This window comes from Paraburkholderia caledonica NBRC 102488, from assembly GCF_000685095.1.
GTDB lineage: Bacteria > Pseudomonadota > Gammaproteobacteria > Burkholderiales > Burkholderiaceae > Paraburkholderia > Paraburkholderia caledonica.
Genome location: NZ_BAYE01000013.1, coordinates 107435 through 121119, shown reverse-complemented (window position 1 = coordinate 121119; position 13685 = coordinate 107435). Strand labels below are relative to the sequence as shown.

Below are 13685 nucleotides of genomic sequence, written 5' to 3'. Positions count from 1 at the left end.
GCTTAAACGTGCGGTGCGATAGATATCCGTCGCGCCGGTCTGATTTTTAATCGCCCGAAGATGCCGGACTAGTCGGCCTCGCGACACTGGCGCCGGACTGCGGCTCGCGCCACTGTCCGCGCAAGCGGAGGCTGTCGGCAAACTTGACCCGCTCTTCAGACGACAAACCCGCCGCGAAGTCCGCCACACTGCTTTCCACTTGCGCGCGCAGATTGCTGTCGGCAGCACGCGTGCGAGCGAGGGCGGCATCGAGTGCCGGGCGATCGAGCTGCGGAGCGGCCAGCAGACGCAACACCTCGCGCCGCCCTTCGCGTGCCTCGCGCGCGAACTGTCGCGCCTCGCGGCGCCCGTTCTTCAGGCTGTCGGCAAACTCTTTTTGCCGCTCGGTTGAAAGCGTCTGCGCGGCAAAGCGCAACGCGCGCTGTTGCGCGACGAGCGGTGTCGCGGCGCCGCGCGCCGCAAACCACTGATACGCACCACCGGCAATCGCGCCCAGCAGGAACACATTGAGCACCAGCGAGGCCACCAGAACGATTTTCCATGACCGGCTGTTCATTCGCCGCTCCAGTCGGCGGATGAACCACCGAAACTCGACGTTAGATATGACGACTCGTGCATCGGCGGAACCGTTTCGGTCAATACGAAAAACGACACGGCCAAAGCGCCGGCCGCGCCGCCGAGCAAGCCGACGCCCGCGACCGCCGCGCCTGACCACCACCATGCGCGTCGCTGCGCGGCAGGCCGCCGCCGCGGTGCGCTGCCGATAATGCGCTGCTGCAGCGCCGCGTCCGGCGGCGCAACATGGTCGGCAGCGAGCCACGTGTCGAGTTCGGCGGCAACAGCCAGGTACGCATCCGCTTGCGCGCGATGCGCGTTCGCCCAGGCCTGCGCCGCTGCCCGCTCCTGTTGCGGCCAGCGGCGCGGATCGGCGCCATAGGCTTCGACGATCTGGTGGAATCTTTCCGGCGTCATGACTTGTCCTTGCTAAGGCCGCTGTCGGCCAGTTGAGCGCGCAGATTGCGGCGCGCGCGGGCCAGCAGACTTTCCAGCGCATCGACGGTGACGCCCATCAGTGCTGCGGCGTCGGTGTTCGACATCTCCTGGTAATAAGTGAGCACCAGTGCCTCGCGTTGTCGCGCGGGCAAGGCGGCGAGTGCTTCGCGAACACGCGCGTCGCGGGCGCGCGCTTCCAGCCGTGCATCCGGCGGCCCGGCGGGATCGACCTCGTCGGGCAGGTCGTCGCGAGGATCTTCGCGCCGGCCGCGCAGGCGGTCATAGCAAAGGTTCAGTGCGACCCGATGAATCCACGTGTCGAATTTCGCCTCGCCTTCTCGCCAGCGCGTGGCCTGTTTCCAGATCCGCACGAACACTTCCTGCGCGACGTCTTCCGCTTCCATGCGGTCGCCCAGCATGCGCGTGGCGACCGCGAGCAGACGCGGCAGCTTGCGCGCGACCAGCGTGCGCACGGCGGCCGGATCGTGCCGGCCGACCTGCTCCAGCAATTCCGCGTCGGGATCGCGTTCGCTCAAGAGGCCGCGCCCTTCGACACACGTGCGATGCGCTTCACGTCGTCTCTATCCTCGTAGGTTCCTCGCGCGTGCATTATCCGGGCGCGGTTTTTCAAGCGATTTTTCAAGCGGTCATTCACGCCGTTGTTCAATACACGACGACTGCCGGACGATAGTAGACCGACCGCGCCGGGTAGACCACACAACCGCCGAGCGATACGACTAGCAGCAATATCATCAGTGTTTTCATGGCAGCTTGCCTCCTCGAGCCATGTGAGCCCTTCACGCCCAATGACCTTCGACCCAGCGCCAGTTCGGTCCGCGCTGCACCCAATGTCCCGGCACCCAGCGATAACCGGCGCGGATCGGCTGCCAATGGCCCGGCGCCCACTCGTAACGACCGTGGTGCCAACGCCAGCGGCCCTGGTCCCACACATAGCCCGCTCGGGGCGCGGGCATGACTTCGACGCGGGGCGGCGGTGGCGCGACAGGCGCGATGATCACTGCCTGGGCGATGGCAGGTGCCGCGCTCAGCACGGCGGCGCAGGTCGCCGCGACGGCGAGCACGTTGCGTCCAAAGTGAAATGGCGCTTTCGATGTCATGTCGGTTTCTCCCATTCATTCAGTGTCGAAGCGCGGCACGGCTCCGTTTCTTCTTAAACGCGGCAGCGGGAAAAATCCGTCGAACGCTTTGAATATTTATGAGCCTCGCAGCGACAATCTCCGCTGCGACGGGCCGGAACGGGTGCAAGTCACGACAGTCCGTGCTGCTTGTCCTCGGAACGACGCCAGTCGGCGGGCGTCATGCCCAGATGTTGGGTGAAGGCACGGCGGAACGCCGCGACGGATTGATAGCCGACCGTCTCGGCTACGACCTCGGTGGAAACGCCTGGTTTTTTCAACTCATTGGCGGCCAATGCCATCCGGACGTCTGTCAGGAGTTCATTAGGCGAGCGTCCCACCTTGTCCTGAAAGTGGCGAAGCAAAGTCGCGCGCGACATGCTGCAAAGTTCGGACAGTTCAGACAGGGTCCACGGATAGGCCGGCTCGTTGAATATCGCTGCAAGCGCCGGGGCGAGGCGCGGATGTCCAGCGAGAGCCAGCAACCCGGTCGGCGCCTCGTCAGACTCGCCGGACATACGCAGCGCGAGCGCGAACAGCGCCGTAGACAGCGCGTTCAGCATTGCATAGCCGCCCAGCCTGTCTGCACTCGATTCCGCCTGCATGAGCGCCATCAGACCTTTTAATTGCGCGAGCGTCTCGGCGCTGGACGAAGCCCTTGCGGCCGATGTCCGGACAACGAGCCGAGGAGGCAGATATGCCCTGATCAAGCGGTCGTGCGGCGGCGCCAGCACGATTCGACCGCAGAGCATTTCAAGGCGCTGACCACTGCCTTTATTTTCGCTAACGGTCAGATTCAACGTCTGGCGCTGGCGCGCAGGCTTCGGGCGCGCACCGCTGCCGTCGTGAAGAATATGGGCCGAACCGTGCGTCAACATCACGATGTCGCCGGCGCCCAGATCTTGCGGTTTGCCCTCGCCGGGCGTCTCCAGAATGGCGGCCCCGCCAAGCACGATGTGATACGGCATTTCCCCGGCAGCGGAATCGTCGTAGATCACTTGCCAGGGAGCGCCGTACGAGCATCGGAGTTCGAGCTGCCCGCGCACCGTCATCATGCCGAGCAGACGGCTCAGCCAATCGAGCGTGAGTGACATACCTACCTCGTTTGATACTTTTGAGCATGATATTGGCAATCCGGAGGCTCAACAAGATCATTTCGCGACCCTAAAGTGGAGGCTCCTAACCACCAACGCATGAGGTCGATCATGAGTCGCATTGCAATCCCCGCAGTTTCGAACGCCACGGGCGCCACCGCCGAAGTCTATGCACGGGTACGGAAAATCGCAGGCGGCAGCGTGCCGAACCTGTTCGCGGCGGTTGGTCACGTCGCACCCGCGACATTGAACGCCGTGCTGGATGCGGAAGGCGCGCTCGCGTCCAGCAGTCTCAGCAAACAGGATCTGGAAACCATCAAGCTACTTGTCAGCGAGCAGACGGGTTGTGATTACTGCGTGGCCGCTCACGTGATGTTGGGAAAGATGACAGGCCTCTCGCCCGAGGTGCTCCGTCAGATTCGCGCGGGCAAGGCGGCGGGCGACGCGAAGCGCGACGCGCTCGTCCACTTCGTGCTGACCCTGCAGAGCACGCGCGGCACGATTGATGAAAGCGAGTTCACAGCCATTCGCGCCGCCGGTTACAGCGACACGCAACTGGCTGAGATTTCGCTGGCGATCGCGATGACGATCTTCACCAATACATTCAATCGCATTAACGACACTGACGTCGATTTCCCGCCGGTCAAGTAACACGTGCGTAGTCGGGCGGACTCGTCACCCAGTGACGTGCCGCTCGCCGCATCGTTGCGCTCTGGCGGAAAGCCGGATCGCTGCCGCACTGGCCAACTCACTCGCAGGTGTACTGGAGGATTTCATGTCTCAAGTTGAACATTTCGATACGTTGATTCTCGGCAGCGGCCAGGGCGGCAAGCTTCTGGCGTGGCATCTGGGGCGATCGGGACAACGGGTCGCCGTAGTCGAGCGACAGTGGGTCGGTGGGTCATGCCCCGCCGTGGCTTGCCTGCCGAGCAAGAATGAAATATGGAGCGCGCGTGTCGCGCATCTGGCGCGGCATGCCGGCGACTTTGGCACGACGACCGGTCCAATCGCCGTCGACATGGCGAAGGTGCGCGAACGCAAGCGCGGCATGATCGAAAGAGAGGCGGCGTTTCACGTGCAGGCATACGCGTCGAGCGGCGCCGAGTTGATCATGGGCTCCGGCCGTTTCATCGGACCGAAGACGATCGCGGTGCAACTGAACGACGGCGGCACGCGCACGCTCGTCGGCGATCAGGTGGTCGTGAATGTCGGCACGCACGCTGCAATTCCCGATGTGCCCGGATTGCTGGCCGCCGGTCCGCTGACGCATATCGGCGCGCTCGATCTCGACTACGCTCCAGCGCATCTGGTCGTGTTGGGCGGCGGTTATATCGGCATCGAGATGGCACAGGCTTATCGCCGCTTCGGAAGTCGCGTGACAATCGTCGAGCGCGGCGCCCGCCTGATGGCTCGCGAAGACGTGGACATCAGCGAAGAGATGCGTGGAATTCTGAGCAACGAAGGAATCGATATCGTGACGAGTGCTGAAACGGTCCGTGTCGAAGGCCGCTCCGGTACGCAGATTCGCGTCGTGCTGAGGACCGCTTCGGGGGAACGGGTGATTGAAGGCAGTGACATCCTCGTTGCGGCCGGACGGGTTCCCAATACGGCCGATATCGGGCTGGAGCAGGCAGGCGTCGAACTCGACGAACGCGGATACATTCGCGTCAACGACAGGTTGCAGGCATCGGCACCCGGCGTGTGGGCAATCGGCGAAGTCGCGGGCAGTCCGCAGTTCACGCATGTTTCGGTAGACGACTTCAGGATAGTGCGCGACAACCTCGCGGGCGGAGATCGAACGACAACCGGCCGCCTGGTTCCGTACACGTTATTCACTGATCCACCGCTCGCACGTGCGGGTTTGAACGAACGCGATGCGCTTCGGGCCGGCATTGCGGTTCGCGTCGCGACACTCCCAATGAGCAATGTGCTGCGAACTGAAGCGACCGACGAAACTCAGGGATTCATGAAGGTTCTCGTCGGCGCCAAAGACGATCGTATCCTGGGATTCTCGATGATCGGACCGGAGGCGGGCGAGGTCATGGCTTCGGTGCAGACGGCAATGATCGCAGAGCTTCCGTACCCGAAACTGCGCGATGCTGTCATCTCGCATCTGACGTTCGCCGAAGGTTTGGGCCCGCTTCTATCGAAGGTTCCGGCAAGGGAGGCTTAACGGGCGACCAGCGCCTGGGCGCGGACTGCGCGAGTCCGTTGAATCTGACGGGCTCGCGCGTTACTTGCTCGATCTGCCCGCGCCCGGACACAATGCAACTCACTGTCCCGGACCGATTGGATCGAGACCGGTCTTTTCGAACACCGCCGACGCTGCCGGCGTTTTCAGATAAGAAATGAGCGCCGCGGCCCCTTCCCGCTCCTGCGCGCTTGTCGACACCGCGGCGGATACGACGCTCGCCTTCTGGACTTCCTCGGGCAGCGGCCCGACGTACTGAATCCCCTGAATGGCGCGAAGCTCGCTGATCTGTTGCAATCCGAGTTCGGCGTCTCCTCGCTTGATGGCCGTTCCGACCAGCTCCTTCCCTTTGATCTGCACACTCCTGGCTTTCATTTGATACGCGATGCCGAGCCTGGGAAACAACGTCCCGGTGATATAGGTGCCGCTCGCTCCCTCGGAGAAAGCCACTGACTTTGCTGCGAGCAGTGCATTACGCAGTTTGTCAACGGTGCTCACATCCGGCTTCGGCATGCCGGCCTGCACCGCGACACCGATTCGCGAAGCAACGAGGTCCGTGCGAGTGTCCGGAAAAAACTTTCCCTCGCTGATCTGTTCGTCTAGCGCAGGGCGAATCATCAGGCAGACGTCCATTGCTTCGCCATTTCGGATGCGCGTGGGCAAAGCGTCAGCGGACGTACCGTATGAAGGCCCCCACGATATGATGAGGTGATTGCCCGTCTGCCGTTCATAGCCCGGTCCGAGTTCCCTGAACGCTGCGGATAGCGCTCCGGTTGCAAGGACATGAACGTCAGCGGCATGAACTGCGGTTGATATCAGTGCACCGCTGAAGAGTGCCGCAGACAGTGCTGCACGCAGGAGGTTTGCATTGTTGATGATCATCGGACTACCCTCTTTTAGTCAGTCTCGCCGCCCTGCTTCCGTTCCAGACGCCAGGCGCCCACAATGATCCGCAGACCGGGCCGCGGCGCTACGATGTACTTCATGTGCTTTGATACACGCTGATGCGTGCATCGATATTCAGCCTCTTAACATTCAGCACGACACCTCTCTGTCTATGGCGAACAAGAATCAACAACCGGAACGGGGCGCGTCTCCATCGAATCGATCGCTCGAACGCGGGCTCGAGTTGCTGCGCGCGTTCGGTCCGGGTGCGACGCTTCTGGGCAACGGCGATCTTGCGGAACGCACGGGCTTGCCGAAGGCGACAGTGAGCCGCCTCACGCGAACGCTCGTGGAAGCCGGTTATCTCGAACACGACTCCGCGCGCAGGGCATACAGACTGGGGCTGCCGGTGCTCAGTCTCGCGCAGGCGCTGCGCAGCGGATCTACGGTTCTCAATGCCGCTGGGCCGCTCATCCGCGACACTGCCCAGACCAGGCATATCAATGTCGGAATCGCGGGCGCCGACCGTGAAGAGATGGTCTACCTCGAGTCCATTCGCTATAACCAGCGAGCGTCATTACGTACCATCGTCTCGGGACAACGGGTGCCGATGGAGCTGACGTCGCTCGGCCGCGCCTATCTCGCGATGCAGCCGCAGGCCGAATTCGCCCGTCTGATGGATGCATTCAAACGACGCGGGCGGAGCGGCTGGGAGCGCCTCGCAAAAGAGATCGCACAGGCCGTGCACGATGTGCACACCAACGGCTGTTGCGTCGCAAGCTGGCAGCCAGAAGTGATCGCCCTCGCAACCCCGCTCGCCATTCCCGGACACCGGTTGCTGGTCCTCAACTTCAGCGTCCGCACGGCCGCGTCGAGCGACAGCGTGGTGAGCGAATTAGCTACGCCCCTACTGCGTCTGCGCGACGAGATAACAACCGCATGCGCGCGCCTCGAAGATTGAAAACCGCAAGCATCGATTTCATTCGCGGCGCTCACTGATCGCGCGCGCTGGAATACCCAGCACCACTGCAAGGCCGCCGAGAATCGAGACGACCGCGACCGCATAGAGACCCATAGTGCTGCTGCCGAAGTGCGTCGATGCATAGCCGATCACCGAGGGCGCCGAAATCCCGCCGAACTGGCCGAGGCTGCTAATGAGTCCGATACCGCTCGCGGCGGCGGTGCTCGACAGGTACGCGGGCGGGATGGTCCAGAAGAGCGACAGCATGCCGAGATAACCCGCGGTCGCGACGCAAAGCAGTGCCACCAGAATGCCTGCGTGATTCGCCGCCGCCGGCAGGAGCGCGACACCCAGTGCGGCCATCAATGCACTTGCCATGAAATGCCAGCGCCGCTCCAGCATACGATCCGAGTTCCGGCCGAGCAGATACATCGCGATTGCGCCGACCACATACGGAATCGCGGAAAGAAGTCCAATGTGCCAGTAGTTCGCTACGCCGCTTTTCTGGATCACGCTCGGTGCCCAGATGTGCACGACGATGCTTGCCCACGGCACGCTGAAATAGGCGAAGGTCAAGAAATAGAATTTTGGTTCCTTCAGCGCGATCCAGATCGAACCATGAGCGCGTGCGGCCTTCGTTTGCGCGTCGCGACTGAGTTCTGCCAGCAGCAGAGCCTTTTCGTCGTCGGTGAGCCAGGTCGCCTGCTCGGGGCGGTCCGTCAGATAAACATACGCAAAGACACCGGCGATCACGGACGGAAGTCCTTCGAGAAGGAACAGCCATTGCCAGCCGTTGTAGCCGAGTAAGCCTGACATGCTGTTGAGAATCCATCCCGACACGGGCCCACTGACAATGCCGGATACGCAGATTGCCGTCATGAAGATCGACGTGACGCGCGCGCGGCGAGCAGCCGGAAACCAGTAGGTGAAGTACAGAATGACGCCCGGAAAGAACCCTGCTTCGGCTGCGCCCAACAACACGCGCGCGATGTAGAACTGCGTGGGCGTCTGTACGAACGCGGTGCCCGCCGAGACGATGCCCCACAGCGCCATGATCCGCATGAGCGTTTTTCTCACGCCGACGCGCGCAAGCCACAGGTTGCTCGGCACCTCGAAGAGCATGTAGCCCACGTAGAAGAGCCCCACGCCCAGACCGAATGCGGCGTCGGAAAGACCAATGTCGCGCGAGAACTGCAAATGCGCAAAGCCGATGTTTGCGCGATCCAGGTACGCAAAGACGTAGCAAACAAACAGGAACGGCAGCAGCCGCGAGGTGACCTTGCGGTAGACAGCCTCTGTCTGCGGCGGGGCGACGGCGCTTACGTCGATGGGATTGGAACGGGCTGCGTGCATCATGTCTCCAGGCTTGTATGGGCCGCAGGATCGTCATGGCAAGTGTCCTGCGTTGGAATTCATTATCGACGCCGAGCGCGCGATGACAATCTGCCAATTCCATGCAGTGGAATTGGCGTGCTCCACCGAAAAGCACATGCCGTTCCACAGAGTGGAATTGATGGGGTGCCTCACGCGGCGGGTGAGGCTAAGCTGCATTGGCAGACTGACCTGATCGGTCGGCTCCAATTCAATCGTCGAGACACGCATGAGCACATCCACTATTCAAGTCACTATCGAGTCGCAGGTCGCCACGATCGCGCTCAATCGCCCCGAAAAGCGTAACGCCATCACCAACGAAATGCGTGCCGAACTGATCGCGGTGCTGGAGTCCGTGTCGCGCGACCGTAACGTGCGCGCTGTGGTGTTGACCGGCAACGGCAACGGATTCTGCGCGGGCGGCGACGTCGGCGGCATGGCGCAACGCATGGAAGCACCTGCCGGCGAGGTTGCGTTCAATGGCTGGTCGCGTCAGCAAATCGTTCATCACACGGTCAATCTGCTTTATTCGATGCCCAAACCGACCATTGCGGCAGTGAACGGCGCAGCGGCGGGTCTGGGCGCCGATATGGCGCTCTCGTGTGACTTTATCCTCGCGTCGCACGAAGCGAGCTTCACGTGGAGCTATATCAAGCGAGGGCTGATTCCCGACGGCGGCGGCATGTACTTCCTGCCGCGACGGGTCGGCCTCGCGCGGGCAAAGGACCTGATCTTCAGCGGGCGCAAGGTGGATGCAAAGGAAGCGCTGGACATCGGCATCGCGGATCGCCTGAGCGCGCCGGATTCGCTCATCGCCGACGCTCATGCGTGGGCCGTCGAATTGAGCCGGGGTTCGGCCACGGCGCTCGCGCTCGGCAAGACCATCCTCAACCAGAGCTACGAATTGTCCGCGCATCAGGTGTTTGCACAAGGCAGCCAGGCACAGGCGGTTTGCTATACAAGCAGTGAACATCGCGACTCGGTGCTCGCGTTCCTGAACAAAGCCAGGTGAGCGCGAAGGAAATCGACATGAACCCAATTTCAAAATTGATGCGCCCGGCGAGCGTCGCCGTGATCGGCGCATCGGCGGACACCGCCAAGACCTCGGGCCGCCCGGTGGCTTACCTCAGGAAGCACGGCTTCGACGGCGACATCTACCCTGTCAATCCGCGTTATGAGTCGATCGACGGCCTGGCCTGCTATCCCGACGTAGCGTCGCTGCCGCAGGCGCCCGATGTCGGCATCGTGCTGCTCGGCGCCGAGCGCGCCCACCTTGCGATCCGCGATCTTTCAAGCCGCGGGACGGCCGCCGCGATCGTGCTGGCCAGTGGCTATGCGGAAATCGGCGAGGAAGGCGCAAAGCGTCAGGCGCAATTGATCGAGGCGGCAGGCTCCATGCGCGTGCTCGGTCCGAATACGATCGGGCTCGTCAACCTCACCGACCGCATCACGCTCTCAGCAAGCGGAGCGCTCGAGACCGACGCGTTCACCGTCGGCGGAATCGGCGTGGTGTCGCAAAGCGGAGGGATTCTTGGCTCGCTGCTGTCGCGAGCGGCGGCACGCGGTATTGGTTTGTCGAAGCTCGTGTCCACGAGCAACGAGGCCGATCTCGACATGGCCGACTTTGTCGACTATCTCGTCGACGATGATTCGACTTCGGTGATCGCACTCTACATGGAAGGGCTTCGTCATCCGGAGCGGTTCAGGCGCGCGGCCTTACGGGCTGCGGCAGCAGGCAAGCCGGTCGTGGTGTTCAAGATCGGGCGCTCCGAATCGGGCGCACGGTCGGCGGTCTCGCACACGGGAGCGCTAGCCGGCTCGGACCGGATGTATGACGCGCTCTTCAGCCAGATCGGCGTGATTCGCGCCCAGACGTTTTCCGATCTGCTCGACGTTCCACATGCGCTCGCCACGCGTCGCAAGCTCGCCGGGCGGAGAATCGCGATTCTGACCTCGACCGGCGGTGCGGGCACGCTCGTTACCGATAGTCTTGGCATGGCCAGCTTCGAGACCCCGCCTCCCGACGGAGCGACCGCTGCGAAGCTGCGCGCGCTGCAGACCGGCGATCACGCGGTGCTCGACCGCAACCCGATCGACGTGACGCTTGCGGGCCTGCAGCCGGCGCTGCTGCGTGGTGCGATCGGCACGCTGCTCGACAGTCCGACTTACGACGCGGTCGCGGTGATCGTTGGATCGTCCGGTCTTGCTATGCCTGACCTGATGGCCGGCGCGATCCGCGATTCGCTGCCCGGAAGCGACAAGCCCGTCATGGCTTTCGTGAGTCCGCACGCGCCGGAGATCACGCGGTTGCTCAACGAGCAGGGAGTGCCGGCGTTCCCGTCGCCCGAAAGCGTGACGAGCGCACTCGCTGCAATGTGGCAGCACGGCAAATTCAGGCAACCCACGGTGAATGTGGGCGACCGCCACGCCGAAGCGGAGATCGACCTAAGCGATCTGCCTGCTGGGTCTTTAAACGAAGCGCAGGCGAAAGCGCTCTTTGCCCGCTTCGGAGTGCCCGTGGTACGCGAGCGTGTCGTCACAGACACGGATGAAGCCGCGAGCGCCGCTCGCGAGCTGGGCGGGAAAGTCGTGCTCAAGCTGCTGTCGAACGCCATCACGCACAAGAGCGATGTTGGCGGCGTAGCCGTTGGGCTCACCGCTGACAGCATCGGGGCGCGTCTGAACCGTATGCGCGACGATGTTGAAACCGCGACCGGTGTACCTGCGAATGCGTTTCTCGTTCAGGAAATGGTGAGCGGCGGAACGGAACTTATTCTCGGCCTTCATCGAGACCCGTTGGGTACAGCGTTGCTGCTCGGCATGGGCGGAGTCACGGCGGAATTGTTCAAGGACACGACAATGCGACTCCTCTGCGCCGACGCCCCGTTCTCGCGCGATGACGCACTGGAGATGATTCATGAATTGAAAACGTGGCCGCTGCTCAACGGGTATCGTGGGCGGCCGCGCGCCGATGTCGATGCGCTCGTGAGCGCGATGGTCGCTTTTGCCCGAATGGCGTTACGGCTTGGCGAGCGTATTGTCGAAGCAGAGATCAATCCGCTTTTCGTGCTGCCAGCCGGCCTGGGCGTTCGAGCGGCTGACGGCGTTGCCGTGCTCGCATCGACCGCTGTTGAATGACGATCAGCCGGACTGAGGCCGCTGGCACTCGGTCTGGAACCAGTAGTCGACCAGGCGCTGCGCCGCCTGGAGGTCGTCCGGATAGTACGGGTCATACCATGGAGACGGGTCGTAGCCCGCTTTTCTCAGGGCACCGAGTTCGCTCTGGTGTTGCGCCATGGTCGGCGGCGCGTTTGTTCTCAGTGCCGCGAGGTCGCGGCACTCCGTCGGGGTGAGGTGCGGCCCGGTGTAGGGCATGACGGGCGCCACGCAACCGGCGACCAGCATCGCCACGGCGAAAAGCGTCGACCAGTTTGTCAGCAGTCTGCTCATGGTGCGTGTCCTTCGGTGCAAGCGTGTCAGCGGCGACGCCATGCCGACGCGGCTGGCGCGTCTACTTGGGTTGTTCATCTTTCGAGTGATGATTCCGTTATTCTGCCGGAGCTTGAAGTTTTAATAGCTTCGCCGGCTGCGTTGTTGTGCGATAACGCCGCCTCACGGAGGCGACAGAAACCACGAGCAATTCGCACGCCCGGTGTTCTCAAGCTGCGCTCCTCACATTTCCGGCCATAACAAACGGGTGTTCGTGTCATGCCGACTTCCGCGTGAACCGTGTTGGCGACGCTACGACAGTTTATCGAATTCGCCGCGCCCGGCATTGTCCGAATCGCCGCTATACAAGGCTTGCAGCGAGATGGCATGGACTCTGCAATACACAGCGTCCAGCCGTAGCGCAAGCCACCGTACATCCAACCGGATGCCGTTGCGTCGCGCCCCGTTCGCGCTGGTACTTAATCGACCAGGTCGTCGACCGGAGGACATCATGTTCATCTATCTGTTTCTCTTGCTGCAAGAACTGCTTGACCGCGCTGAACACAGCCGTCGAGACGCGTACCTCGCTTCTGCCGTGGACATGTGCGAGCTTGAACGTCGCATGCAGTCGCTCGACATCGACGGTTGAAGTTGCTCAACGGGCGCGCTGCCTGGCAATCAGTTCGGATGGCAGAGCAAATCTTCCGGCGTCTCGAGCATAGCCAGGCGGCGGCGGCGCACCGATAGTAGAGACTCCCCGGCACGGCGTCCGTGCTCCCGACTCCTCGGCTACCCGACTCCCAGGAACGACATGAATAACGCCATCGCATCGCAAGTCTGCTCATCTCCAACGACCGTCATCGCTCTGCATTGCTCCGGCTCCGGAGCGACGCAATGGCGCAAGCTCGGCGAGGCGCTCGGCTCGCACCATGCGTTCGTCGCGCCGGAGCACTACGGCTGCGACAGCACCGGCCCGTGGAGCGGCGAGCGCGCGTTCACGCTTGCCGACGAGGCGGCGAGGACGATAGGCATCATCGACGCCGCCTGTGGCAAGGTGCATCTCGTTGGCCACTCGTATGGCGGTGGCGTGGCGTTGCGCGCGGCCGTCGAGCGGCCCGAGCGCATTGCGAGCCTGACGCTGTACGAACCGTCGGCTTTTCACCTGCTGAAGGCGATGGGCACCTACGGAGTCGAAGCGCTGTCGGAAATCGTCGCGATCTCGAAGCGCACCACCGACGGAGTCAGCTGCGGCGACTATCGCGGTGCGGCGGCTTCGTTCGTCGACTACTGGAGTGGCCGCGGCGCATGGGAAGCGCTGCGGCCCTCGGTGCAGGCCGCGCTCACGCGCTGGGCGCCGAAGGCGCCGCTCGACTTTCGCGCACTTCTCGACGAACGCACGCCCGCCAGCGCTTACACGAGCCTGCGTGTGCCGGCGCTCATCATGCGCGGCGAACATGCGCCCGTTCCGACACGGGCGATCGCCGAGCGGCTGCCCATGCTGCTGCCTGCCGCACGCCTTGCAATCGTGGAGGGCGCGGGACACATGGGGCCACTCACGCACGCCGACCAGGTCAATGCGACGATCGCGCGGCATATCGCCGAGTCGGAAGCGGCGCATTGATGAG

At 63.0% G+C, this 13685-nt stretch carries 15 protein-coding genes; 7 read left to right on the top strand and 8 right to left on the bottom strand.

Going from position 1 to position 13685, the window contains the following annotated elements; genetic code table 11:
- Positions 1-46: 46 nt before the first annotated feature.
- From BCA01S_RS23915 to BCA01S_RS23890, 5 genes are all read right to left on the bottom strand, one after another.
- Positions 47-556, bottom strand: a complete 510-nt coding sequence (locus BCA01S_RS23915) for a periplasmic heavy metal sensor (protein WP_027779089.1) — start codon at positions 554-556, stop codon at positions 47-49.
- Positions 553-972 (bottom strand): hypothetical protein, encoded by a 420-nt coding sequence (locus BCA01S_RS23910; RefSeq protein ID WP_027779088.1) that lies wholly within the window; start codon positions 970-972, stop codon positions 553-555. The genes BCA01S_RS23915 and BCA01S_RS23910 overlap by 4 nt, the downstream gene beginning before the upstream one ends.
- Complete coding sequence (locus BCA01S_RS23905; RefSeq protein WP_027779087.1) at positions 969-1529, bottom strand: RNA polymerase sigma factor; 561 nt, start codon at positions 1527-1529, stop codon at positions 969-971. Before BCA01S_RS23905 ends, BCA01S_RS23910 begins: the two co-directional genes overlap by 4 nt.
- A gap of 261 nt (positions 1530-1790) precedes the next feature.
- Positions 1791-2111, bottom strand: a complete 321-nt coding sequence (locus BCA01S_RS23895) for a YXWGXW repeat-containing protein (protein ID WP_027779085.1) — start codon at positions 2109-2111, stop codon at positions 1791-1793.
- Positions 2112-2260: 149 nt separating this feature from the next.
- Positions 2261-3223 carry a cupin domain-containing protein gene (locus BCA01S_RS23890; protein WP_027779084.1) on the bottom strand — a complete coding sequence of 321 codons (963 nt, stop codon included), beginning with the start codon at positions 3221-3223 and terminating at the stop codon, positions 2261-2263.
- A gap of 111 nt (positions 3224-3334) precedes the next feature.
- Between BCA01S_RS23890 and BCA01S_RS23885 the strand changes: the two genes are divergently transcribed.
- Positions 3335-3874: a carboxymuconolactone decarboxylase family protein gene (locus tag BCA01S_RS23885; RefSeq protein ID WP_027779083.1), complete on the top strand. Its 540-nt coding sequence runs from the start codon at positions 3335-3337 to the stop codon at positions 3872-3874.
- A gap of 124 nt (positions 3875-3998) precedes the next feature.
- Positions 3999-5396, top strand: coding sequence for a mercuric reductase (locus tag BCA01S_RS23880; RefSeq protein WP_027779082.1), 1398 nt, complete (start codon positions 3999-4001; stop codon positions 5394-5396).
- Positions 5397-5495: 99 nt separating this feature from the next.
- Here BCA01S_RS23880 and BCA01S_RS23875 read toward each other — a convergent pair whose 3' ends face one another.
- A complete protein-coding gene (locus BCA01S_RS23875) occupies positions 5496-6296 on the bottom strand; it encodes a substrate-binding domain-containing protein (protein WP_027779081.1) in 801 nt (266 codons plus the stop codon).
- Positions 6297-6471: 175 nt separating this feature from the next.
- On the opposite strand from BCA01S_RS23875, the gene BCA01S_RS23865 reads away from it, so the two are divergent.
- Positions 6472-7260, top strand: coding sequence for an IclR family transcriptional regulator (locus BCA01S_RS23865; protein WP_027779080.1), 789 nt, complete (start codon positions 6472-6474; stop codon positions 7258-7260).
- An 18-nt stretch (positions 7261-7278) separates the two neighbouring features.
- Here BCA01S_RS23865 and BCA01S_RS23860 read toward each other — a convergent pair whose 3' ends face one another.
- Entirely contained in the window at positions 7279-8613 is a 1335-nt protein-coding gene (locus BCA01S_RS23860; protein ID WP_156955079.1) for an MFS transporter, read from the bottom strand.
- Between the two features lie 247 nt (positions 8614-8860).
- On the opposite strand from BCA01S_RS23860, the gene BCA01S_RS23850 reads away from it, so the two are divergent.
- Both BCA01S_RS23850 and BCA01S_RS23845 read left to right on the top strand, forming a co-directional pair.
- Positions 8861-9643: an enoyl-CoA hydratase/isomerase family protein gene (locus BCA01S_RS23850; RefSeq protein WP_027779077.1), complete on the top strand. Its 783-nt coding sequence runs from the start codon at positions 8861-8863 to the stop codon at positions 9641-9643.
- A gap of 17 nt (positions 9644-9660) precedes the next feature.
- Positions 9661-11769 carry an acetate--CoA ligase family protein gene (locus BCA01S_RS23845; RefSeq protein WP_027779076.1) on the top strand — a complete coding sequence of 703 codons (2109 nt, stop codon included), beginning with the start codon at positions 9661-9663 and terminating at the stop codon, positions 11767-11769.
- A gap of 3 nt (positions 11770-11772) precedes the next feature.
- Here the strand turns inward: BCA01S_RS23845 and BCA01S_RS23840 are convergent, their stop codons facing one another.
- Positions 11773-12081 (bottom strand): DUF4148 domain-containing protein, encoded by a 309-nt coding sequence (locus BCA01S_RS23840; RefSeq protein WP_027779075.1) that lies wholly within the window; start codon positions 12079-12081, stop codon positions 11773-11775.
- Positions 12082-12571: 490 nt separating this feature from the next.
- Here BCA01S_RS23840 and BCA01S_RS37295 point away from each other — a divergent pair, with 490 nt between their 5' ends.
- Both BCA01S_RS37295 and BCA01S_RS23825 read left to right on the top strand, forming a co-directional pair.
- On the top strand, positions 12572-12709 hold the full coding sequence (locus BCA01S_RS37295) for a DUF3563 family protein (RefSeq protein WP_020067775.1): 138 nt from the start codon (positions 12572-12574) through the stop codon (positions 12707-12709).
- Between the two features lie 162 nt (positions 12710-12871).
- Positions 12872-13681, top strand: a complete 810-nt coding sequence (locus tag BCA01S_RS23825; RefSeq protein ID WP_027779074.1) for an alpha/beta fold hydrolase — start codon at positions 12872-12874, stop codon at positions 13679-13681.
- Positions 13682-13685 lie beyond the last annotated feature (4 nt).